Source organism: Aquimarina addita (assembly GCF_039539305.1).
GTDB lineage: Bacteria > Bacteroidota > Bacteroidia > Flavobacteriales > Flavobacteriaceae > Aquimarina > Aquimarina addita.
The window spans coordinates 26175-51729 of sequence record NZ_BAABCW010000009.1 but is presented as its reverse complement, the minus strand read 5'-3'; the positions used below and the strand labels follow the sequence as shown (position 1 = coordinate 51729).

Below are 25555 nucleotides of genomic sequence, written 5' to 3'. Positions count from 1 at the left end.
TTTTAAAATTCTACATTAAGTAATTGCCCTGTGAGCTGCAATAATTGTAACTCTGAGATTTTAGCATTGTATTTAGCAAAATTTAGATTCGTCTGTGCATTGATCAGATTGATTTGTGCCTGTCTGAATTCTATCGAGGTAATTTGTCCTAATTTGAATTGTTCTTTAGATCGTTCAAAATTATTTTGATTGGTTAGTACATTTTGTTGTTGTATTTTAAAAATAGTTAAAAGATTTTCATAATCTCCTATAGCATTAGCAACATCTCTTTTCACTTCTGCTTCGACCTGCTTCTTAGCGATCTCTTGATTTTCTAAAGCGATTTTTGCGTTTTTGACTCCAGTGATCGTTCCTCCTCCATCAAAGAGATTCCACGATAAACTTATCCCCGCAGACAATGCTATATTATCATTAATATTTGACGGAAAGAAGGCTCCCTGAGGGTTTCTGGATTCATTCCACCCATAAGAACCCGTTAATCCCACCGTTGGCAAATAACCAGATTTACTCACTTTGATATCATAATCACTAATTCGTTGATTCGTTTCATTTTGTAACAAAGTGACGTTATTTTTAGCATATAAACTTGCATATTCATCCAGTTGTAAACCAGAAACGAATTGCACTATGGTATCTACTTCAAAAGTTTTTTCAATTTCTTCATTGAGAATAACATTAAGGTCTCGTTTTGCACTGATTAACTGTTGCCTGGCATTAAGTACATTTATACTATCATTGGCTACATCCACTTGTGCATTAAGCACTCCTAATTTTGTGTCCTGTCCATACTCAAATAAGTACCCTGCCCGGATCACACGTTCCTGAGAAATCGTCAATGTTTCCTCTAAGATATTCAAATTTTCTGATAGTCGAGCCACCTCATAATAAACACTAAAGAGCTGTAATATAGTATTTTCTATGGTTTCTCTGGCTTGCAACTCACTCAGATTATATTGTTCTTTGAATATCTTATAGTTATAATACCTACCCAATCCATCAAATAAAGTGTATGCCAAATTGAGACTGGCATTATACCTCTTAGTTTCTACCCCTCTTTGTTCATTATCAGGAATGGGGATTCCTTGATCATCCACAGCTCCATCAAATGAGACAATAGTAGTGGATTGTTCATAATCTGCTCCGGCATTGCCGGTTAATGTAGGTAAATAACCAGAATTGAGAATGTTCTTATTGTTTTTAGCTACTTCTATATTATTAGTTGCGATCAAGATCCCAAAGTTATTCTCTAATGTAAGACGTATTGCTTCTTGTTTTGTCAATTGCTGGGCTACACAAGTAACTGAGGTTAAAAACAACAGAGTAATCAAACTCAAAATAGACCTGTTTTTACTATATATGCTCTTCATGTCCTTCTTTTTGTTCTTTTATCGCACGTTCTACCTCTTCTTTAGTTACTTTTCTATTTGTAACTAACCATTTTACTGCTACTTTAATATAATTACTAAATGATAAAAATAATGGCAGCATTATTAATGTAAGAATAGTGGCAAAACCAATTCCGTAAGCAATAGAAATTGCCATTGGTTTCAGAAATTGTGCTTGCCTGCTTTTTTCAAAAATTAAGGGAGCTAACCCTGCTATAGTAGTTAATGATGTTAAAAATATAGCTCTAAAACGGGACTTCCCAGCCTCATATAAAGCATCATCAAATCGCAATCCTTCTCTCAGGTAACTATTAAATTTATCAATCAGGACTAATCCGTCATTGACCATAATACCTATGAGCGCTATGATCCCTAAAGCAGATAATATATTGATTGGAAATCCGTGAATAAAATGACCCCACCCTACGGCTGTTAAACTAAAAGGAATCAACAAAAGCAGCAATAAGGGCTGACTATAACTTCTAAAAGTAAAAGCAATGGTTACATAAATTAAAAAGAAAATTATTGGAAAGACTACACCTGCCGAACTAGAAATCTTTGCAGCTTCTCTGTTTTGCCCCTCGTATGATGCTGTGATCGTAGGGTATTTTGCCTTAATATCAGGCATGATAATATTGCGTATATCATCCAGAATATCTGTAGCACTTTGATCAGGATCCTTTACATCTGCAGAGATTTGTATTTCTCGTTGTCCTTCTAAGTGGTTAATAGAAACATCTCCACGCTCGATAGTGTATGATGCTATTTCTTGTAAAGGAATTCGATCACCCGCAGGTGTGACAATTCTCATTTTATCCAGATCATTAATAGATGATCTATTGTCTCGATCATAACGTACCCATACCTTAATTTCATCCTGTCCTCTCTGGAATCGCTGCGCCTGAACTCCAAAAAAACCAGAACGCACCTGCACCATAATAGCTTGTAGGTCCATCCCAAGTAAGTAAGCGTTATCCTTGAGCTCTAATCGTATTTCTTTAATCCCTGCAGGATCATTATCTGCAACATCTTTTAATCTGGGGTCAGCTATCAGTTGATTTTTTAATTCAATTTTTGCAGCTTTTAATTCATTTATATCTGTGCTTAATAAGGATACCGATACAGGGCTCCCTCCAAAATTACCCCCAGATCCAAAAATCAGTCGTTCTGTTCCAAAAACCGGTCCTACCTTATCTCTTAGCATATTAGTTACCAAAGCAGCATTTAAAACATCTGGTCTTTCTTCTCCTGGCAATAAATTAATATTCAGCGAAGCACTAGATGATGAACTAATGTTTTTGATAATATTTTCAAAAAGTTCTTTGCCTTTATACTCTGATCCTTGTAAATATTTTTCTGTTAATTCCTTATTTACTTCTTTGGATTTTTCTTCTATCATACTAATAATAGAATCGGTTACTTTCTCATTGGTACCATTTGGCATTGCCAAATCTACAGAAACACGATCACTGGCGATTCTAGGAAACAGTGTTACTCCTATAATCCCTCCTCCTATAGATCCAATAGTTAAAATCAATGCCGCAGCAAAAATGCCAAATGTTAAGATTTTATTACGCAACGTAAATCTCAATGTGGGACTATATACCGTATCCCGTAACCAACTCATGATCTTATCTCCTACTGTATTAACCACTCTCATTTTAGCAAAGAAGCGTCCTATTCCGGTTGTTGGGCTTTTAACATTGGGCTGTAAAGCTTTAGAATGAGCTAAATGCGCAGGTAAGATTATTAAGGCCTCCACCAGAGATACTACAAGTGTGAGAATCACTATGGTAGAAACTTCACTAAAAAAATCACCTATTCTTCCATCTAGAAACAGAAAAGTAGAGAACGCTAGAATTGTCGTGATAATTGCAGATAAAATCGGAGGAATCACTTCCATAGTTCCATCAATTGCAGCTTGTACCGGCGTTTTACCTCGTTCGTAATGCTGATAAATATTCTCTGCAATGACAATACCATCATCTACCAGTATCCCAATAACAATGATCATCCCAAACAAGGACAACACATTGATGGTTACATCAAATTGCCCCGCAAATATAAACATCCCCAAAAAGGCAATAGGCAATCCAAATGCTACCCAAAATGCCAATCGAGTATTCAAGAAAACTGATAAAAAAACTAATACCAGTAGCATACCTATAATAGCATTCTCTGTTAGCAGTGCAGTTCTTTGATTTAGAGTAATAGAACGATCTCTTACTACATTGAGCTCTACATTATTATTCTTCTGATTAAAATCTGCAACATATTCTTTTATTTTATCAGCAGAAGAAATCAAATCTTCACTATTAGTACTTGTTACTGAAACATTTACAGAAAGATCTCCATCAAAATAGGAGGCATTTGGTGTTTCAGAAAAACGATCTCTAATTAAGGCAACATCTTTTAATCTAACCGTTCTGCCTGAGGGATCCGCTCTGACAATTAAGTTTGACAGTTCGTCTCCATAATAAGCTCTGTTATTAGCTCTAATCAGATACTCTTCTACATTTGTCTTTATATTTCCTCCTGTTACCAGAATATTAGCATTACTTACTGCTTGTGATACTTCATTAAAAGTCAAATTATAAGCTAACAGACTATTTTCGTTGACAGCTATTTCTATTTCCTCTTCAGGATATCCGGAAACTGTTATCTGTGAGATTCCATCCAATGCACGAAGATCATTTTCTACCTGTCTTCCAATCTGCTTTAAAGTTGAAAGAGGAATTTCTTTCCCACTTATAGCAAAACTGATTGTTTCTCGTACTTCTTCATTTTTCCCTACGACCAAAGGTTCCATACCCGTAGGAAACGAAGGCACCCTGTCTACAGCATTTTTAACCTCTAATAGCATAAAATCAATATCTCTACCTTTCACAATCTCCACTGTAATAGTCCCGCTATTTTCTGCAGAAGTAGAGGTGACCCTATCAATCCCTTCCAGTCCTTTTAAATTATCTTCAATCTTCAGGACTACGCCTTCTTCTATCTCCTGAGGCGATGCACCAGGATATGTAATATTAATACTGATAATAGTAGAGTCAACAAGCGGAAAGAATGAGGATTTTAATGATAATACCCCTACAACCCCAAAAATAAAAATTGCCAAAACTATGACATTCACTGCCACATGGTATTTAATGAAATACGCTATTATTTTTTTCATTATTCAGCAGCTTTAGATCTTACGCCAGATTGTGCATTTTCCTTATTCTCGTCAAATACTGAAACCAACATTCCTGAATATGCTCCCGGTATACTCTTTGAGATAATGACAGTATCATCCGGAACTCCCTTTAATACCACTTTCTTGTCAGAAAAATATACAGGTTGTACATCCAGTGCATCCAAAATACTATCTCGTACTACAAAAATTTTATTATCTTCCTGCAAGAGGCTTCTATCAATCTCAATAGCATCATCTTCTTCTTTAGTCTGTAAATTTGCTTCTAAATACATCCCTTCTTTTAGCGACACATGATCTTTTAACTCTATATAAGTAGTAATTGTTTGTGATGCTTGATCTACACGTCCATTTATTCTAATAATCTCTCCGGTATAAGTATTTATTTTATTAAGATCGGTGAGTGCTACAGAACCTCCCACTTTTAGTAAATCCGAATACTCTTTGCTAATTGCTACTTCCATTTCATATAGACTGGTGTCTATAAACTCGCCTAATTTTTGACCTTGACGTATTAAAGTTCCTTCTGTCACTAAAGCTTCTGTAAGTATTCCGGAAAATGGTGCACAAATCCGATACTTGGACAGCCGTTGTTCCAGATTTTTCACATTATAATAAGTAGTATAGATATTACGACCGGTAATGAAATATTTTTCTTTATCTGATGAAATTTCTGGCAATTCTGGTGTTACCTTATTCATATCAAAATCAGTTAAATACTTTTGCCATTTTTCATACACCTCTGGGTAATCCAGGCGCAAGTCTGGCATAATTGAAGTTACTAAATTATACAAAGTGCTCTTAGAAGATTGCACTGAAGCATAATATTCTGACGCATCGATAGAAATTAGAGTTTGTCCTTTTTGATATTGCTGCCCCGTTTTAAAAAGCTTGGGGCCTACCTTAAAAACGCCTTCTACTTCAGCATACAACTCTAATTTTCTTTTTGCAACTAAATTGCCATTTGCGGTAATCTGAATGGGAATTGAACCATTTTTAACAGTATCCACAAAAACAGTATTCACTACTTTTGATATTTTTGACTTAGGTTTGGTTTTATTTCCAGCAATAATTATTGCTCCATATACCGCACCTACAATTAGCAAAATACCAAGGATTGAAAGTATTATATTTCTCATAAATAAAACTGATATCTAACTTACTCATGCAATGAAAATAGTAATCATAAGTAAATTCAAAACTATCAACAAGAAATTTAGATTGCCGTTAAAGAACTCACAAAAGTAAAACGCTCACATAAGATTAACTTTTACAACCTGAATATATGACAAAACACATATGACCGAGAAAGTCCATCTATGGAATATAAAAGAATGTTTTAAAAACATCTCTATATCAAAATAAATTACTCATTATTACATATTCTTAAACTGAGTATAATTCATCTAATTATATACATATATTTGCAATAACCCATAAAGGTTAAACAAAAAAAGAGACATTTGATACCAATCAAATATCTCTTTTATAAATAATATATTACTTCTTTTAATCAGCTATCTCTGCAATTTTAGCTTTAATTTTACTGAGAGTTGCGATTAGATTTTCAATCTCTTTATCGGTTAAACTTTCTTGTACCGCAGGTATTAAATCATACATAATAGGAGTTACTTTTTCAATCACACTCTTTCCATGAGCAGTTAAAAATATTCTATTCACTCTTCTATCACTCTCATCGCTTACACGCATTACCAGATCTTTATCTTCCATCGTATTGATTAATCTGGTCATCGATGTTTTATCTCTATGCGTAATAAAAGCCAAATCATTTTGTGGTTGTCCGTCAGTTACCTTCAGTCGTTTTAAAACACTCCATTGCTCTTTAGAAAGATCTAATCCATGCTCGCTAAAGGCTTTTTGAACTAAAAACCCAAAATCATAATGAATTTTACCAATCCAAGATAAGGCATGGGCGTTTAAATCAATGGCTTTCGTATCATTCATACATAATAAATTTAATTTTCCGTTGCAAAAATATCTATAAAATTCTAGTTGCACCCGATAATCGGGTTAAAAATATTAAAAAATGACAAAATATATTTAATATTAACTCTTAGGTAACCCGCCCATTTTTAATGATTATAAAAACAAATATTTATAGCCAAACTGTTCTTACTTAAAAGAAAGCAATAGTTTTACCAAATTTATATTGGTATATTCTTTCATTAGAACAAAATAGGAATATATATATATATATATATATTAAAAAAACTTTTAACAAAACAGTGGCATTAATTCTGCAACCGTTTCTGGTGACACTATACCATCTTGTTGATAAGCGAAAATAAACGCTATTGTCTTAGCCATTCCTTCACCATCATTATTTTCTTTCAAAAATTCAGAAAATTCCTTAGCCACTAATTTTGCTTCCTCTTTATTACCTACACCTAGATTTCCTTTTAAAAGATTGGTTAAATTCCAAAATTTATAAGGATACCCTACAAGAGCTAACTTATTCATATGTTTTTTTAAAGTAGTAGCTAATTCTAATCCTGCCTTATAATCTTTATGATAATCAAGATACACTCTACCAAGGTTAACCCCTCCATAACTAAAGTCTTTTAGCTTATAACTTCTTTTGAACCAAAAAAAAGCTTTATCTATATTGCCTATTTCTAGATAAGCAAGCCCAACCTGACTGCAGCAATCTGATTGTACTAACGCTAACGAATCGTTTTGTTCACTAGCCATGACTAAAATTCCGGGTTCTATCTTATCAATAATCTTCTGATATTTTTCTTTTTTATACCATTTTAACGATTTATTAAACCAAGTGATGAGCTTTTTCTCTGATGGCGCCGTACTATGTTGTCCATGTAGTTTTGTCCACAGTTCCAATCCGGCTCCGGTAGGTTCTTCTTTTAATAGGTCCAGAATCAATTCTTTGTTATGTTCATCTTCCACATACTCTTCAACAATACTTGCTACAATTTTAGCATTGGGCTTATACCCTCCAAAATAATTACCGTGGAAGGTTGGTTTTTGATTCGTTTCATCCAGATCCATACCTATCTTAAGATCTTCAGAAAAACTATTTTTCAATTCCGGATCATTTTTAAGATTAACTAATACTTTACTCAATATAATTGAGAGTAGTAACCATCCTAAATCCAGCACTTCGTCTTCCTCTTCTTCATATTCCTCTAAATAAAAATAAATATCTTCATTTTCGTAATCTATATAGCATTCTTCGCCTTCAGACCAATCATCAGTCTCCCATAAAGCGAGGTTGCTTTTTATCTGATAATCACAATAAATACTAAAGTTATCCTGTGAGAAAAATAAAATTAATCCGTGAATTTTTTTGCCCTTTGCTAAAACAAAATTTTTACACACCTCTGTTAATTCTTTCTCTGTTTCTTCCATCCAAGCCATATCACAATCTCTTTTTATGTTACCGGTTATTTAAAAAGTAAAATTAAAAATGGTCCAAGGATTATAATACCCTGTTTTCAGTGAAAATGATATCTAAAATAGGAATGAAACCCAATCAGAAGGAATATTTAAAAAAATAAGAAACAACAATCTATGTCACACCTGTCTAATGTTCTCAACATAGAGTTCTGTAGACAAGAATAAGTCCCTATAAAAATAAATTTTATATAGATTTAGAGAAGTTAAACGTATTAATTAACTGGCAAATTAAGAAGAAAATTTCTCTAGCTCTTCTTGCACTTGCTCCCAATCCTCCATTAATTTTGCTAACGTATCTTTTTTACCTTGATAAGTATCAAAAAAATTAGGTTGTGCTATCGTTTGATCGTAATTTATGGCTAACTCTACATCAATCTCTTTGATTTCCCGCTCCAATTTATTGATTTTAGACTCTACATTGCTTAGCTTATTATTAAGAGATTTTAGCTTTTTTTGATTTTCGTAAGATTGTTTTGCTGTTTCCTTGGTAGTAGAAACATCCTTAATCTGTTTTTCTTTTTTCTCCAGATCACGGAGATCATCAACTTTTCTTTGTTCTAAATAAAAATCAATATCTCCAAGATATTCTTTAATCTGTTTGTTTTTAAACTCATACACTGTATTCGTCAACCCTTGTAGAAAATCCCTATCATGAGATACCATAATAAGTGTTCCTTCAAAATTTTTCAAAGCTTTCTTTAATACATTTTTGGATTTAATATCTAAATGATTGGTAGGCTCATCCATCACAAGTACATTAAAAGGCTGCAAAAGCAATTTACATAATGCCAATCGGTTTCGCTCTCCACCAGATAGCACTTTAACTTTTTTATCTACCTCTTCTCCTCTAAACAAAAAGGAACCTAGCATATCACGTACTCTACTTCGTGTTTTTTCATTAGCCGCATGAATCATTGTATCATGTACTGTCAATTCTCCATCCAGATATTCTGATTGATTCTGAGCAAAATAACCAATCTGCACATTATGCCCCAATTTAAGTTCTCCTGTGTAAGGGATTTCATTATGAATCATTTTTGCCAAGGTCGATTTCCCTTGACCATTCTGACCAACAAAGGCGGTTTTAGAACCACGTTCTATCAACAAATTGATCCCTTTTAGAATTTCTTTTTCCCCATAACTTTTTCCTGTGTCTATTGCCTCAATTACTACCTTACCAGGCTGTACACTTATTGGAAAACTAATGTTCATCACGGCATTATCATCCTCATCTACCTCAATTCTATCAATTTTATCTAATTTTTTGATCAGTGATTGTGCCATAGACGCTTTAGATGCTTTGGCTCTAAATTTTTCAATCAGTTTTTCCGTTTGTTCGATCTGCTTCGATTGATTTTTTTGGGTTGCTAATTGCTGTTCACGTAACTCCTTACGAAGAATCAGATATTTAGAATACGGCTTATTATAATCGTAGATCCGTCCTAAAGAAATCTCTATGGTTCTATTGGTTACATTATCCAAAAACATTTTATCGTGAGAAACAATTACGATTACACCTGTATAGGTTTTCAGAAAACTTTCTAACCAGATAATTGATTCTATATCCAAGTGGTTTGTAGGCTCATCCAGTAGTAAAATATCATTATTTTGTAATAATAACTTAGCTAATTCAATCCTCATACGCCAACCTCCAGAGAAAGTATCTGTGAGATTATTAAAGGCTTCTCTTTCAAAACCAAGTCCTTGTAATACACGCTCTGCTTCTCCCTGATAATTATATCCTCCTAAAATTTCATAATGATGAGTAATATCACTCAAATCAGTGATTAATTGACTATAAGATTGACTCTCATAATCCGTTCGTTCTGCTAACTGTGTATTAATAGTATCAATTTCTCGCTCTGCCTTTTTAATTTCGGTAAAGGCTTCGTATGCCTCTTCTAATACCGTGCGTCCCTGCACAAAATCAATATCTTGCTTTAAAAAGCCGATTTTTAATTCTTTATCCATCGCAATATGCCCTGAATCCGGCTCCTGCTCCCTTGATAAAATTTTGAGCATGGTAGATTTCCCTGCACCATTTTTCCCTACGAGACCTACTCGGTTTCCTGCATCTAATCTAAAAGCAATCTCTTCAAAAAGATACTCTCCTCCAAATGAAATTGATAAGTTATGTATGTTTAACATGTACTTTTGAATATTTTGTGCAAAGATGATTAATTTTGTGTTAGAATAAAAGGAACTATGAACTTCTTAAAAGGAAACAAAATTTATAGTATGATTACTGGCAGTTGTCCTGTTTGTCACGAAGAATCTATGTACAAAGAATCTAATCCTTATAAATTAAGCGAAACTCTAAAAATGAATGAACGTTGTAGTCACTGCAACACAAAATACAAAATTGAGCCTTCATTCTTTTATGGAGCTATGTACGTAAGTTATCCTGTTGGGATTGCTTTTGCAGTTGCTGCTTTTGTATTTAGCTATTTATTATTCAAATTAAGTCTATTAACCACTTTTTTTATTATTTCGGCAACCATGATTCTATTTTTGCCAATTATTCTTCGTCTCTCCAGAAATATATGGATCAACTTTTTTATGAGTTATAAAAAAGAGAAAGAAACCACTTAGCTCTATTAGCTTTATTCAAAACGTTGAATATCTATCTCGCGATCTAAAGGTTGTTGATACTCTAGGTATTCAAATAACTTTTTAGCAACATAAGGTCCTATTAAAACACCTCTACTGCCTAATCCATTCAATAAATGCATATTTGCATATTCAGGATGCGTCCCTATAAAAGGTTTTCTGTCTTTTGTTGTCGGTCGAATTCCGGCAACCTGATCTACAATTTCATAAGGAAATTTTAAAAATGTATCTAACTTTTCTATTAACTCTTCTTTGGCTGATTGCGTATGATTAGCAGTAGAGTCTTTATTATTGTAAGTTGCTCCAACTTTATATATATTATCACCTAAAGGTATAATAAATATAGAAGATTTAATTGCTTCTTTTAAATCTAACTGATGACATTTGATCAGCACATACTCTCCCTTATTACCTCGTAATGGTAAATATTCAAAAAAAGGATTATTTATCATTCCAAAACCTTCAGTAAAAATGACATTCTTTGCTTTAATCCCTTCATATTCGACATATGTATCTTCTATTCTAAGCTTGTCGTGTATGAAAGAAGTCGTAATTAACTGTTGATGTTCAATTAAATGTTTGCTGTAAGCTGCTAACATTTTTGTTATATCAATTCTCCCAGTATGATTTACCTTTCCAAAATGAAAAGGAATATCTAAACCTACATATGTATTTTTAACTATATCAAAAGAAAGAAATTTATTCAAAATTGGCTTATCACAAGCCTGAAACCAAGTATTTTGCTCCTCAATTGAATTAAACCTTCTTAATATTGGAAATTTATGAATAAACGATTGATTTAATTTACGCTCTAAAGCAGTGTAGAAAAGTATGGCAGCATCAAGCTGTTCTGTTGCTCTCCAAGCAGCTGTAAATCTCTTTAAAATAACGGGATTAAATAAGCCACCTGCAACTCTGGATGACTTTTGGGAAGCATCTTCAAAAACAATATAGGATTTTTTGTTTGTCTCCAATTGCTCTGCAAAAGAAAGTCCAGCCAATCCAAAACCAACGATCATATAATCTAGCATATCTCAAAAATAACAAAACGCCCAACTATTGTTGAGCGTTTTGAAGAATTTATTATAAGTGCGAGTTTTAATAACTCCACATATCCATTTCGAAATTTCTAATACTTTCTTTAATTCTTTCACTTTCGAGAAGTTGCATAAGGGCATTGTCAATTACATAATCTGCAATAGTTCTATCTCCTTGTATGTTATCTTCTTTATAAATAATCGAACTAAATCTTCTAGCATTTAATATGTGATCATACGTAAATGGCATCGATGTATTTTTTCTATTAAATGCCTGAGCATTATGAAGAATTTCTCTCACATCCGGATACCATACCCAGAACAAAGGAACCATATCCGGCTCATCATCTGTAAGGAAATTAACATCTGGTGCCACTGGAGCGATCCCTAATAAACGGTATCTTAATTCTCCCTGACGCTTATCAAAGTACCAATATCCTCGAATTTTATATTCAGAAATATCAGCTGCACTAATAGTAGTTATTTCAATATACTGTGGATCTACAACTTCACCAGCATTATATTGCTCATATCCTAAATCTAAGGTATCAATTTTTGATAAAGTCGACTCAAGATCTGATAACGTACGTGTTTCTGTGAAATATGAATCTGAGTAAATTTTCTCAATTCTACCATTTTTTACGTTGCTCAATAAAACATCATAAAGTGCACGTCTCTCTGAACCTATATTTACAGTATCTATAGGATAGTATAATGGAAAATTAATACGTTCATCAAGATCGATTGTCTCCCAGGTTGTTTTTGCCCAAAGTACATCACGCTTATCTACATACCCATACTCTAATGGGCGATCATTATCAGCAGTAATCTGTTCTAACGTCTTTTTTCCAATATCATCAGGACTACCAGCATTTAAAATGTTATCCTGACCAAAAGAAGATACAGCTATGAATAGACCAAAAATGGTTAATCCTACATTTCTCAAATTCATAATCATTACTTTATTTTTAATTTGTTAACTCGACAATTACCGGAGAAATCTTTTTCAATTTATATCCGCTATTGCCAGCCAGACTTGCTTTAATATCAATTATCTGAACAGAAGATCCTCTCTTAGCTTTCTTAAGCGCAGATTTAGCTCTCGAATTCAATCTACCTCCATTAACAGGAATTGTAGGTTGACCTTCCACTTTAAACTTAAAGTTTGTTACTTTTAATTTAATATCAAATTCAAAATCTGGTAATATTGCTCCGATTGATGCTTTATCTAAACCACTTTTAGACATTTTTATTGCACCATCTTCTCCTCTAACCGTACCAATTGGTCTAGGAATATCTTTAATTCTAAATTTCTTACTATCACTAACGCTAGTACCGTTTGGTAATTTTCCGCTTACGCTGATATTAACTTCACGAGCTCTAACAGTTGTTACATCCATAACGTACTTTCCTGCTCCACCGACACTCTTTAATCCCGGAGCTTTAGCACTCACAGAAGGTACACCAGGAATCGAAATTGTCATAGGATTCTTTACCCCACGATAGACAACATTCATTTTATCAGCTGATATTACTGCCGAGTTTGGTTTAGGAATAACTGCATAAGAACTTTCAATTGGAATCTTTACAATAGAATCTCCTTCTTTAAATTGTAATTCTCCTTTGATCTCTCTTTCCCCAACATTTCCTGCAGGGAAATCCAATACAATCTGACCATTCTGAACTTCAAATTCACTTTTTCCATTCACCTCTACAGCTGTAGGTTTTAAACCTGCATCAAAACGAGCTAATACAATTTTTCCAGTAAATTTTTCTCCACTAAAGAAAGCTGTTTTATCCGGAACTACAACTGCCTTATAATTTGTTGCAGAAGCATCTAAAGTCTGTTGTCCTGCTAATAAAGCAGATAAAACTTTACTTTCCGTTGTCTTAACATCAGCTTGCATTTGTGTCAACTTTGTTAAAGAAGCAACTAATGGAAAACCTTCAAAATTATAGTTCAGCCAATTTTTAGAAACTCCATCTCTGTCCTTAACGTCTTCTGTATTGAATATCGTTTCTACATTTGTAGCAACTTGTCCATCTACTTCTTTTACAGATCTGATTGCTCCAACCACTCCTTCTCTATAGGTAGCGATTTTTTCTAAGAACTCACCAGCAGCAGCAGTAGGTTTACCACTAACAAAGAATTTAGTGTCTAACGCGTCAGGTTTATCCATAGTCTCATAATCCTCAGGATCATCTGCAGATTTAATAATATCTGCTTTTATTGATTCTACATATGCATTAAATTCATCAGATAATGCACTTATAGTATCTGCTTTAGCCTTTAGGGGTCCATATTTTGCAGGCTGCTCACCTACTTTTGCTTCGAGACCAGTCATAAAAGCACTATTTCTTTCTGTTGCAATTGTATTAGAAGCAACCAACTTTTCGTTCATTAAACCGAAAGCGGATAATACTTCTTTTGACATGTTTAATGCCATCATTGCTATAAATACCAAGTACATAAGATTAATCATCTTCTGCCTTGGTGATAATTTTCCTCCAGCCATATTGTTATATTTTGGTAGTTAAATAATTAAATTAATTAATTTTGGTTAAATACTAGCTTTTATTCATAGCACTTAACATACCACCATATACTCCATTAAGAGAAGACAAATTACTAGCAAGACTTTGCATTTGTTCTTTAAGCTTCGTTGCATTTTCTGCTATTGCAGCATTTGCTTCAGCTTGCTTGCTAGAAGATTCTAATTGTACTTTGTACAGACTATTAAGAGATTCTAATGACGTTGCCGCTTTTGTCATCTCTTCACTATACTTTTTCTGTCCTTGGATAGAATCTATTGTAGGTGCGATTCCTTTTGCTGCTCCTTCAAAGTTACGGATACTATCACCCAGACTACTCATTAAATTAGCATCAACTCTAGCATCTTTAAGCATTTCATCTAATTTTTTAGATAACATACCATCTGGAGTTAATACTTCTTTTTTTCCTGAACTGGTTCCTCCAGCTAATTCTGGATATACCAAAGACCAATCTAGATCATCATCTACTGGTTCGAATGCAGACACCGTAAATACCAATGCTTCTGTTACCAGACCAGCAATTAGCATCTCATTACCAAAAGGCCAGTGCATAATTTTAAATAATGCTCCAAGGATTACAACGGCTGCTCCCAGACCGTATACCATGTTCATTAACTTTTTACTTGATTTTGAATTTGCCATAATAAATGTGTTTAGTTTTTCTTAAAAATAGTAATTTAAAAAAGGTTAGTAATTAAGTTTGATAGAAAATTTTGGGACTTATTCTAATTTTGAGTGTTATTTTCTCCTGTCACATCTGTACCCATGTAATCCTGTACGGATCTGAATCCAATATAACTTCTAGCTGAATCTGCGTATTCATAATCTCTGGTACTTACCTGTAGGAAATAAGCAACATCTTTCCAAGATCCTCCTCGCACAACTTTTCGTTTATTTTGATCGTCATTAACATTTGGGTTCATCGATGAAACACGCTCATATGCTGCTGGATCGTATGAAGACTGCACCCATTCTGAAACATTTCCTGCCATATTATACAGGTTATAATCATTAGGATCAAATGTCTTAGCTTCTACTGTATACAAGAAATTATCCGCTGCATAGTTTCCTCTTAAAGGTTTAAAATTAGCCAAGAAACAACCTCTGTCATTTAATGCATAAGGTCCTCCCCATGGATATGTTCCTGATTCTAAACCACCTCTGGCAGCATATTCCCACTCAGCTTCTGTAGGTAATCTGAAGTAATTTACAAATTCTTTACCTTTTTCCTTCTGGTGTGTATTCTTCTCAATAGTTCTCCAAGTACAAAATGCTTTTGCCTGTTCCCACGATACTCCAACTACAGGATAATCATCATAAGCACTGTGCCAGAAATAATCATTATGCATTGGTTCGTTATAGGAATAATTAAAATCCTTAATCCACACAGTAGTATCAGGATATACAGGAATAACTTCTTCTCTTACAAATTCTTTTCTTCCTCCTTTTCGAGCACGAGCTGCAGCCTGAATATCCATCCAAGTAAATCTGAATTGAAATTTACTTACATCAAAAGTACGTCTACCATTATAAGATTCCTCTAAAGGAATATATAACGTATCCATTACCTCTGTATAGAATTCATCTGGATAATCCTCCACATCCCACTCGATGTCAACATCTCTGTTTAAACGTCTACCTTCGTAACCAGTTTCACCGATTCCGCTATAGTTGTCATACATATACTTCTCATACACAGACATGTCTTCGGTATTAGCATCAAGAAATGCGTATTCTCCGATACCATCATCACCGGGTGCTTTACCCAATTCATCCGCCATAATTGCTAATCGCATTCTGATCACAGAATCACGAACCCAATGTACGAACTGCCTATATTCACTGTTTGTAACTTCCGTTTCATCCATATAAAAGGATCGAACAGTTACTGTTTTGGTAGGGGCATCTGCAATTGCAGCTTTGTCATCATCGGATTTTCCCATAATAAAAGACCCTCCTGGGATGAGTGCCATTCCATACGGTTTTTCCGGATGCCATTTTTTACCCTTGACTCCTACTAGTTCTCCGCGGCTTCCACCACCACAACTATAGAGCATTGCTAAAATAGCAAAGAGTGATACAAATTTCTTCATAACGTGTTTTAGGTTAAGATCTTTAAGATTCAAGTTGGTAAACCTATTTATTTATTTCCAGAAAAACAATTTTTTTCCAAAAAAAACCTTAAATCTTCTTAATTAAAATGTTAAACTTCGTTTTTTCGTTTCGCTTTATACCATCTTTCAGGTATTTCCTGATTACAAGCTTTCTCATAATCGCTGTATGTGCAAGGTAATAACGTATGTCTTTTCAATTTATTATTACCTGATGAAATAAAAGGTATTTCAATCCACCATCTCCCCGTTTTATGGCTCTTATAAAATGACAGAACTTCATCTTCAACGGGTACATTATAATGAAGCGTACCATTATCATTCTTTATATTTAATTCATTTGATCTGAAATTAACTCCTTCAATAAAATACCATAAAATCTCTGCGATTAACAATGAGGTTGTCTTTTCATATCTGGAATTCCTGAACTCATAAACTCCAAAACTATTAACTTTATCGCTGATTCCCGCATATCTGGCTATGGCACATATTTCGCGTCCATCAAATCCATTAGGTGAAGCATTATCGTAATTTACACAAGTCGCATTTACAGCACTAAGATCTACTGTAACGATATCTGCATCCCTCATTATTGGTTCTACAATGGTGACATCTGACGTTACATTTCCTAATCTGTATGCATCAAAATACAACTTCTCCATAAGATCAATCTCTTCCTGCGCATTAAAATAGGTTTGATATCCTATATTACTATAATTAAATAAGTTATACGGTTCTTCTACTATAATTTTACCTACAAACGAAGTATTTGTTATTGGCTCTGTAGAATTGCCTAAATCAAACTTACTATCTACATTGACAAGGTTGACCATCTTTTCTAAAATATCAAAAGCACGGTATTGAGCATATACCAGATCCTGAGTACCTCCCAATATGAGCGGAATAATATTTTTCTGTGCCAATGTGGACAAAATCTCCTGCATTAAGTAATAAGTATCACTCACTTCTTCACCAGGAAGAATATCACCAAGATCTACAAGAGTGGTACTCCAGTTTCCTGGAAACAGTTCATAAAAAGATTTCCTAACACTATCAAAGCTGAGTTTTTCATCTACATAATCAACCCCGTTTCTATTTTCTCTGACACCAATAACAGCAATATCAACTTCATCTAAATCCGGAACGCCTTGTTGTAATGTATGAATTTTTATTTGCTTACCAATAGTGTGGTCTGAAAGTGATATCGCATGTTCTACTACTGCGTCTGAAACCGGTGAAAGAAATTCAAAAGACATATATTATTTCTTTTTAGCTGTAGTTTTCTTTTTTGTAGCCGTTTTCTTTTTAGCCGTAGTTTTCTTTTTCGCAGTTGCTTTCTTCTTAGGTGCATTTTTCTCAATAATAGCCTGCACTTTTTCTAACGTCAGTTTGGTAGCATCAACAGTCTTGGGCAACTCTATTTTGATTTTACCTTTGATCACATTACTCCTTCCCCATCTGGCTTTTTCTACCCTAATTCCTTCTTCTTCCCAATTATGCAATACCTTATCGATTTCTTTCTGTTTCTTATCCTCTATAAGCTGAATAATATCCTCATCAGAAAGGTTATCAAAATCATATTTCTTATTGACATTGATAAACATTCCTTTCCATTTAATAAATGGACCAAACCGCCCAGTACCTTTTTGTACTGGTAAATCTTCATATGTGTAGATAGGAGCATCTGCTTTTTCTTTTGCATCGATGAGCTCTATAGCCCTTTCAAGCGATGTTCCTAAAGGATCTTCTCCTTTATCTAAAGAAACAAATTTCTCACCAAAGCGAACGTAAGGTCCAAAACGTCCATTACTTACTACAACAGTCTCTCCTTTATACACTCCTAATTCTTTTGGCAATTGAAATAAATCCATCGCCTCTTCATAGGTAATATTCGCTAAGGTCTGCCCTGGTCCTAAACTTGCAAACTTAGGCTTTTCTTCATCTTCTACAGAACCAATCTGAACCATGGGGCCAAATTTTCCTAATCGAACACTTACAGGTTTTCCGGACTCAGGATCTTCCCCTAAGATTCTCTCTCCTACTTCACGTTCTGCATTTTCTGCTACATCTATTACTTTAGGATGGAATTCATCATAAAACCCCTTCATCACCTGTGACCAATCCTCAGAACCTTCTGCTATTTCATCAAAATCCTGCTCTACTTTTGCAGTAAAATTATAATCAAGCACCGAGGAAAAATGATTTACTAAAAAATCATTAACAACCATTCCTACATCTGTAGGAATCAATTTTCCTTTATCACTACCTACTTTTTCAGTAAGTTTATTTTCTTTAAGATCATCTCCGGTAAGAATCATCTGAATATATGATCGTTCTTCGCCTTCTGTTGCTCCTTTATCCACATATTTTCTATTTTGTATCGTAGAAATTGTAGGTGCGTATGTAGAAGGTCTTCCTATCCCTAATTCTTCTAGTTTCTTTACTAACGCTGCCTCAGAATATCTGCTGGGTGGTCTGGTAAATCTTTCTGTTGCAGAAATGTAATTATTAAATAAGTTTTCTGCTTTTTTCATAGCTGGTAAAATACCTTCCTGCTCTTCATCTTCATCATCTGTTCCTTCCAGGTAGACTTTCAAAAATCCTTCAAACTTTATTACCTCTCCATTTGCAGTAAATTGTTCTTTGTAAGTATTTGCTTCAATTTTTACATTGGTTCGCTCCAATTTTGCATCACTCATTTGTGAAGCAATAGCTCTTTTCCAAATTAGCTCGTATAATCGCTGTTGATCATACTCTACATTCACCGTATGGTTAGAAAAATCAGTTGGTCTGATTGCTTCGTGTGCTTCTTGCGCTCCTTTAGCTTTTCCTTTGTATTGTCTTTGATGACTGTATTCTTCTCCATAAGCAGAGAGAATCTCAGCCTTTGCTCCATTTTGTGCTTCTGTTGATAGATTTACACTATCAGTTCTCATATAAGTAATCAATCCCGCTTCATATAAACGTTGCGCCATAGTCATGGTCTTACTCACAGAAAAATATAATTTTCTGGATGCTTCCTGCTGTAAAGTCGAAGTTGTAAATGGTGGTGCCGGAGATTTTTTTGCAGGTTTAGTTGTAAGATCTGCTACTTTAAAAATAGCTCCCATGCTTTTCTTTAAAAAAGCTTCTGCTTCTGCTTTAGTGCTAAAATTCTTAGGAAGCTTTGCTTTAAAAGATTTTCCTTTTTCATTCGCAAACTCAGCATCAATTCTATACGATGGGACGGATTTAAAATTTAAAATTTCTCGTTCCCTTTCTACAATCAAACGCACAGAAACTGATTGCACCCGTCCTGCAGAAAGACCTCCTTTTACCTTACGCCAAAGTACCGGTGACAATTCGTACCCTACTAAACGATCCAACACACGTCTCGCTTGCTGAGCATTTACCAGATTGTAATCAATACTTCTTGGACTCTCTATTGCTTTGAGAATTGCTTTCTTAGTAATCTCGTGAAAAACAATTCTACGGGTTTTATCCTTATCAAGTTCTAATTCTTCTGCCAAGTGCCAAGCAATTGCTTCTCCTTCTCGATCCTCATCACTAGCTAACCAAACCATTTCCGCTTTTTTGGAAAGGCTTTTCAGCTTTTTAACAACATCTTTCTTATCACTGGAGACTATATAGTTTGGCTTAAAACCATTTTCTACATCAACACCCAATTCTTTGGATGGCAAATCCGCTATATGTCCAAAACTAGAGGCGACAGTATATTCTTTTCCAAGAAATTTTTCTATCGTTTTAGCTTTTGCCGGTGACTCTACGATCACTAAATTCTTAGCCATAATCCTATTTTTATCAGACAACAAAAGTATGCGATTTTTTTGATAACAAAATTCATTGTAGGAAATAATCTAAAAAAAACCTACACATCTTTGGGTTTTCAAGCTCATTATTCAATAAATAATTCTTTTTCATCTAAAGAATCTTCACTTTCAAAACCTAAGCCATCTTTATATAAAAAATAGACTGGTATTCTTGCAAAAGAAGCCGTAAAAAACAAACCAACATAACACAAAATCAACCCTGCAAATTGAGCCAACATAGAGGAGATAAAGATTAACCCAAAAGCGATTAACCAAATTTTATTTCCGTATTTAAAACTTGCTTTTATCAAGTCAGAAGCACTTAGATCAGGATTAAAGGCAAAAATCACCCATAGCAACTGCATTGGCACCATCACATAGTACAAAGGAAAAACACATAAAAGTATTGCTAATAATGAAATTCCGACCATTGATATTGATAACACAAAGGTTTTTACAAAATATTGTTTATTGAAGAACATAAAATAACCGGAGTTCCCAGGCTCCTCCATATCCACTTGATAACAAACTCTATAAAAATGAGCAGTAACAGCAAATTGAAGCATCATCATACCGATCATAACCACTATGACCAATAGCACAAATAGAATAAGAAAACCAATAGATAATTCTTCGATTGGATGCGGAGATCCATCAAAATCGTTTTCCAACCCTTCCATACCCAACATTGCGAAAAGCGGGATATAGATAATTAGTAGTAATGGAATCGCAGCAGCAAAGGTGATTAATAAATGAACAAATCCCTGTACCCAAACTTTTTTAAAAAGCTCTATACTCTTAGTAAAGATATCTCCAAAATCTACGGCTTTGCTGTTTTCTATTTTCTTAAAGAGTTGATTAGCATCTGTATTGTTCATATACTTGATTCGTTAACAAAATGATAAAGGTAAAAAAAATAGCTAAATATCACTCTGCCACTTTGTCATATACCCTGATAAAGTGTATCTTTGCACACTATTTGAATTAAAACAGTAAGGATATTACGATACATGGAGAAGACAATAGATGAAAGTAAACAAGGACAATCACTTGATCTTGATCAAAAAGCTGGAAATCAGCGAAAACTTTTTATAGAAAGTTATGGATGCCAGATGAATTTCAGTGACAGTGAAATCGTTGCTTCCATTTTAGCCAATGAAGGATTTAATACTACTCAGCATTTAGAAGATGCAGATTTAGTGCTGGTAAATACATGTTCTATTCGTGAAAAAGCAGAATTAACTGTAAGAAAACGTTTAGAGAAGTACAATGCTGTAAAAAGAATCAACCCTACAATGAAAGTGGGTGTTTTGGGTTGTATGGCAGAACGACTAAAAAGTAAATTTCTTGAAGAAGAAAAAATTGTAGACTTGGTTGTTGGTCCAGATGCTTATAAAGATCTCCCTAATTTATTACAGGAAGTCGATGCTGGAAGAAATGCTGTAAATGTCATTCTTTCTAAAGAGGAAACGTATGGTGACATCTCTCCTGTACGTTTACAAACTAATGGAGTGTCTGCTTTTGTATCCATTACCCGAGGTTGTGACAATATGTGTACTTTTTGTGTTGTCCCCTTTACGAGAGGAAGGGAGCGTAGTCGTGACCCTCAAAGTATTTTACAAGAAATCGATGACCTAGTATCTCAAAATTATAAGGAGATTACTTTATTAGGCCAAAACGTAGATAGTTATTTATGGTATGGTGGTGGTTTAAAGAAGGATTTTATCAATGCTAGTGATTTTCAGAAAGCAACAGCTACAGACTTTGCAAAATTACTGGATATGGTAGCTCTAAAACACCCTAAACTCCGCATCCGCTTTTCTACATCCAACCCACAGGACATGACTCTGGATGTAATTAAGATTATGGCAAATCATAAAAATATTTGCAAACATATTCATTTACCTATTCAAAGTGGAAGTGATCGTATTCTAAAAAAAATGAACCGATTACATACGAGACAAGAATATATAACACTAGTCGATAATATTAAAAAAATTATTCCTGATTGCTCAATTACTCAGGATATGATTATTGGTTTTCCTACAGAAACTGAAGAAGATCATCAAGATACACTATCCCTTTTAGCACACATCAAATATCAACATGGTTACATGTATGCGTACTCAGAACGCCCTGGAACACTGGCAGAAAGAAAACTAGATGATGATGTTCCGGAAAAAGTTAAAAAGAGAAGATTGGCAGAAGTGATCACCTTACAACGTGAACATTGTGCATACTGGCATGAATCCTATATCGGACAAACTTTTGAAGTGCTTATAGAAAAAGAATCTAAAAAATCAGATCAGCATTGGAGCGGAAGAACAACAAAAAACATAGTAGCAATTTTTCCAAAAGGTGACTATAAAATAGGTGATTTTGTACTTGTTAGAATTGATCAGTGTACCAGTGCTACGCTATTAGGAGAAGCAGTAGGGTTTTCAGACAATAACTAAAGCTTTTTAATTTTAAAGCAAAATTTTGAATAGCTAAAAAACAATTCGATAGAATATTAGAAATTCAATGAGGAAAAGATATATTAAAATGATTTTATACATAAAAACAATATTGTTCAACCATTTAAATCTCCCTCTTTAGGGTCCGGGGCTTATGGAATCAGTACAAGCTACAAAACAACGATTTGGGATTATTGGTAATGACCCCATTCTTAACCGTTCTATAGAAAAAGCAATTCAGGTAGCTCCTACAGATATATCTGTTTTGGTTACTGGTGAAAGTGGTGTAGGTAAAGAAAGTATACCAAAAATCATCCATTCTTTATCACATCGTAAACATGGTAAATACATTGCTGTTAACTGTGGGGCTATTCCGGAAGGAACTATCGATAGTGAACTTTTTGGACACGAAAAAGGTGCTTTTACTGGCGCTACTCAGACCAGAAACGGGTACTTTGAAGTAGCTGATGGCGGGACCATTTTTTTAGATGAAGTAGGAGAACTACCATTAACCACTCAGGTAAGATTACTTAGGGTATTAGAAAATGGAGAATTTATCAAAGTAGGGTCTTCTAAGGTACAAAAGACTGATGTCCGAATTGTAGCCGCTACAAACGTCAATATGTTTGAGGCCATTAAGAAAGAAAAATTTCGTGAGGATCTATATTACCGCTTAAGTACTGTAGAAATTTTCTTACCGCCTTTACGTGATCGTAAGGACGATATCCATTTATTATTCAGAAAATTTGCTTCGGATTTTGCCATTAAATATAAAATGCCAACCATCAGACTCAGCGATGATGCTGTTTTATTGTTAGAAAAATATCGATGGAGTGGTAACATTAGACAATTGCGCAACATTGCAGAGCAAATCTCAGTCCTTGAACAAAATAGAAATATCTCTTCTATGGCTCTAAAAGGCTATTTACCAAATACAGGATCTAATTTGCCTGCTGTAATTTCGGATAAAAAGGATAGCGATTTTAGTAATGAAAGAGAAATTTTATATAAGGTTCTTTTTGACATGAAAAATGATCTTAATGATCTTAAAAAGCTCACTATGGAGTTAATGCAAAGTGGAAACTCAACAGAAGTACAAAAAGAACACGAAGGATTAATTCGTAAAATTTATCGAGAAGATGAGGAAGATGAAATTGGTTTTGATGAACCAGAAACCTCCAGTAGAGAAGTCTTACAAATAGATGGTCCCTCTTCTACTTCGCTAAACGAAGATGATAAATACCATTTTGCTGAAGAAATTGAAGAAGAAGAAACACTATCATTGCAAGATAAAGAACTCGAATTGATTAAAAAATCATTAGAGCGACACAGAGGTAAACGAAAAGCGGCCGCGGATGAACTGGGAATCAGCGAGCGCACTTTATACAGAAAAATCAAATTATACGAGCTTTAATCACTTTTCAACTGATGTTTGTATAATTGGGAATAAAATTTAATAATTCATGAGAAATTTAAAATATATATTAATAACAATTATAGGGATATTTATATTAGAAGGATGTGGAGCATATTCTTTTAGTGGAATATCTATTTCTCCAGAAACCAAAACTTTTCAGGTCAACTTTTTTCAAAATCAAGCCCCTCTTGTCAATCCGGGTGTTGACCAAACATTTACTAATGAGCTACAGGATTTAATTCTTAATCAGACTAATCTTGATCTAGTAACTTCTAATGGAGACCTTGTGTATGAGGGAGAGATTACGGAGGATCGTGTCGCTCCTACAACCGCTACTTCTGATAATGAAGCTGCACAAAACCGACTAACTATATCGGTCAACGTGAGATTTTATGACAGTAAAGATCCCACACAAGATTTAGAACAGCGATTTTCATTCTTTTATGATTTTGCATCAACGCAATCAGAATCTGATGTTCGTGATACTGCATTAGATGAAATTTTTGAAAGAATTACTCAAGATATTTTTAATGCTACATTAGCAAAATGGTAACCTTTAACTCATTCTTATTTTGACTTCTAAAGAGCTAACATATCTACTCAAAACTCCTTCTGAAATACAAAGGAAACATACTGATATGCTAGAAAAACTCAGTAAGGAATTCCCTTATTTTCAACCTATTAAAGCCTTATTATTAAAAGGGTTAAAAGATCAGGAAAGCTTTAGATACAATCAAGAGCTTAAGACAACGGCTGCCTATACTGCAGATAGAAGTGTCTTATTCGACTTTATTACCTCTCCCGTTTTTGATAAGAGTACAGATCAATATACTCACGAGAAAAAGAATAAAAATGATATAGAAGTCATTGGCGCAGAAGAAATAAATGTGCTCGAAAGAATGTCAATGGAAGATGCTATTGCCATGAAAATTAAAGAAGCAGAAGATGTTCTAAATCCTGGTTTGTTCCATACAAAAGAAAAAAATGAGACTCCCAGAAATATTACTATTGCTGAAACTATTATCGAACAAGCAGAAAAGAATCATCCGGAGGCTATAAAAGTAACCGATACCGAAAATGATCCAGCAATAGTATTGCAAATTGACAAACCATTAAATTTTGACAAAAAAGAAAGGCACTCGTTTAAAGAATGGCTTCAACTATCTAACATACAACCTATTGACAGGATCGCTAAAAAAGAAACTCCTACTCCTACTACTTCATCTTCTATTGAAAGCCTCAAAGAGGAAAACGAACTTCCCTCTGAAAAAGAACATAAATTTGATTTAATCAGTAAGTTTATCAAAGAAAACCCAAAAATTAAACCAGCAGATAAAAGCACCTCTTCTCGCAATTTAGCTAAAGAACATGCTGTGGCTCCAGATGAATTGATGACAGAAACACTAGCTCGCGTATATCTGACTCAAAAGAAATACAAAAATGCAATTCAGGCATACAAAATATTAATTTTGAAAAATCCCGAAAAAAGTGGTTTCTTTGCAGACCAAATTAGAGCAATAAAAAAATTACAAGAAAATAAACACTAATA

General features: G+C 34.1%; 19 protein-coding genes. 5 read left to right on the top strand and 14 right to left on the bottom strand.

All coding sequences use genetic code 11. The features are described 5' to 3' along the window. Window positions 1–2: 2 nt before the first annotated feature. The 6 genes from ABD816_RS12130 to ABD816_RS12105 all read right to left on the bottom strand — a co-directional run bounded on the left by ABD816_RS12130 (window position 3) and on the right by ABD816_RS12105 (window position 10161). Window positions 3–1367: a TolC family protein gene (locus ABD816_RS12130; protein ID WP_344927698.1), complete on the bottom strand. Its 1365-nt coding sequence runs from the start codon at window positions 1365–1367 to the stop codon at window positions 3–5. Then, window positions 1351–4560: an efflux RND transporter permease subunit gene (locus ABD816_RS12125; RefSeq protein ID WP_344927696.1), complete on the bottom strand. Its 3210-nt coding sequence runs from the start codon at window positions 4558–4560 to the stop codon at window positions 1351–1353. Before ABD816_RS12125 ends, ABD816_RS12130 begins: the two co-directional genes overlap by 17 nt. Beyond that, the gene (locus tag ABD816_RS12120) at window positions 4560–5717 is read right to left on the bottom strand and encodes an efflux RND transporter periplasmic adaptor subunit (protein ID WP_344927694.1); all 1158 of its coding nucleotides are present in this window, start codon (window positions 5715–5717) and stop codon (window positions 4560–4562) included. Before ABD816_RS12120 ends, ABD816_RS12125 begins: the two co-directional genes overlap by 1 nt. 370 nt (window positions 5718–6087) lie before the next feature. Then, window positions 6088–6543 carry a MarR family winged helix-turn-helix transcriptional regulator gene (locus tag ABD816_RS12115; protein ID WP_344927692.1) on the bottom strand — a complete coding sequence of 152 codons (456 nt, stop codon included), beginning with the start codon at window positions 6541–6543 and terminating at the stop codon, window positions 6088–6090. Window positions 6544–6813: 270 nt separating this feature from the next. Then, a complete protein-coding gene (locus tag ABD816_RS12110) occupies window positions 6814–7974 on the bottom strand; it encodes a hypothetical protein (protein WP_344927690.1) in 1161 nt (386 codons plus the stop codon). A 267-nt stretch (window positions 7975–8241) separates the two neighbouring features. Then, complete coding sequence (locus tag ABD816_RS12105; RefSeq protein WP_344927689.1) at window positions 8242–10161, bottom strand: ABC transporter ATP-binding protein; 1920 nt, start codon at window positions 10159–10161, stop codon at window positions 8242–8244. A 57-nt stretch (window positions 10162–10218) separates the two neighbouring features. Here ABD816_RS12105 and ABD816_RS12100 point away from each other — a divergent pair, with 57 nt between their 5' ends. After that, the gene (locus tag ABD816_RS12100) at window positions 10219–10605 is read left to right on the top strand and encodes a DUF983 domain-containing protein (protein WP_344927686.1); all 387 of its coding nucleotides are present in this window, start codon (window positions 10219–10221) and stop codon (window positions 10603–10605) included. A gap of 11 nt (window positions 10606–10616) precedes the next feature. Here ABD816_RS12100 and ABD816_RS12095 read toward each other — a convergent pair whose 3' ends face one another. The 8 genes from ABD816_RS12095 to ABD816_RS12060 form a co-directional block, all read right to left on the bottom strand. Continuing rightward, window positions 10617–11654, bottom strand: coding sequence for an NAD(P)/FAD-dependent oxidoreductase (locus tag ABD816_RS12095; RefSeq protein WP_344927684.1), 1038 nt, complete (start codon window positions 11652–11654; stop codon window positions 10617–10619). A 67-nt stretch (window positions 11655–11721) separates the two neighbouring features. Further along, window positions 11722–12612 carry a type IX secretion system ring subunit PorN/GldN gene (porN, locus tag ABD816_RS12090; protein WP_344927681.1) on the bottom strand — a complete coding sequence of 297 codons (891 nt, stop codon included), beginning with the start codon at window positions 12610–12612 and terminating at the stop codon, window positions 11722–11724. Between the two features lie 16 nt (window positions 12613–12628). After that, a complete protein-coding gene (gene porM, locus ABD816_RS12085; RefSeq protein WP_344927680.1) occupies window positions 12629–14176 on the bottom strand; it encodes a type IX secretion system motor protein PorM/GldM in 1548 nt (515 codons plus the stop codon). A 52-nt stretch (window positions 14177–14228) separates the two neighbouring features. Next, window positions 14229–14855, bottom strand: a complete 627-nt coding sequence (gene porL, locus ABD816_RS12080; RefSeq protein ID WP_344927678.1) for a type IX secretion system motor protein PorL/GldL — start codon at window positions 14853–14855, stop codon at window positions 14229–14231. A gap of 83 nt (window positions 14856–14938) precedes the next feature. Next, window positions 14939–16306, bottom strand: a complete 1368-nt coding sequence (gene porK, locus ABD816_RS12075) for a T9SS ring complex lipoprotein PorK/GldK (RefSeq protein WP_344927675.1) — start codon at window positions 16304–16306, stop codon at window positions 14939–14941. A gap of 110 nt (window positions 16307–16416) precedes the next feature. Next, the gene (locus ABD816_RS12070; RefSeq protein ID WP_344927673.1) at window positions 16417–17580 is read right to left on the bottom strand and encodes a formimidoylglutamase; all 1164 of its coding nucleotides are present in this window, start codon (window positions 17578–17580) and stop codon (window positions 16417–16419) included. Window positions 17581–17583: 3 nt separating this feature from the next. Further along, on the bottom strand, window positions 17584–20112 hold the full coding sequence (gene topA / locus ABD816_RS12065; RefSeq protein ID WP_344927672.1) for a type I DNA topoisomerase: 2529 nt from the start codon (window positions 20110–20112) through the stop codon (window positions 17584–17586). Between the two features lie 107 nt (window positions 20113–20219). After that, window positions 20220–21011: a hypothetical protein gene (locus tag ABD816_RS12060; protein WP_344927670.1), complete on the bottom strand. Its 792-nt coding sequence runs from the start codon at window positions 21009–21011 to the stop codon at window positions 20220–20222. A 132-nt stretch (window positions 21012–21143) separates the two neighbouring features. On the opposite strand from ABD816_RS12060, the gene miaB reads away from it, so the two are divergent. The 4 genes from miaB to ABD816_RS12040 all read left to right on the top strand — a co-directional run bounded on the left by miaB (window position 21144) and on the right by ABD816_RS12040 (window position 25553). Next, window positions 21144–22589, top strand: coding sequence for a tRNA (N6-isopentenyl adenosine(37)-C2)-methylthiotransferase MiaB (miaB, locus tag ABD816_RS12055; RefSeq protein WP_344927668.1), 1446 nt, complete (start codon window positions 21144–21146; stop codon window positions 22587–22589). Window positions 22590–22743: 154 nt separating this feature from the next. Next, entirely contained in the window at window positions 22744–24003 is a 1260-nt protein-coding gene (locus tag ABD816_RS12050) for a sigma 54-interacting transcriptional regulator (protein WP_344927666.1), read from the top strand. 49 nt (window positions 24004–24052) lie between these two features. Further along, window positions 24053–24559 (top strand): LptE family protein, encoded by a 507-nt coding sequence (locus tag ABD816_RS12045; RefSeq protein ID WP_344927665.1) that lies wholly within the window; start codon window positions 24053–24055, stop codon window positions 24557–24559. A gap of 85 nt (window positions 24560–24644) precedes the next feature. Next, the gene (locus tag ABD816_RS12040; protein WP_344927663.1) at window positions 24645–25553 is read left to right on the top strand and encodes a hypothetical protein; all 909 of its coding nucleotides are present in this window, start codon (window positions 24645–24647) and stop codon (window positions 25551–25553) included. Window positions 25554–25555 lie beyond the last annotated feature (2 nt).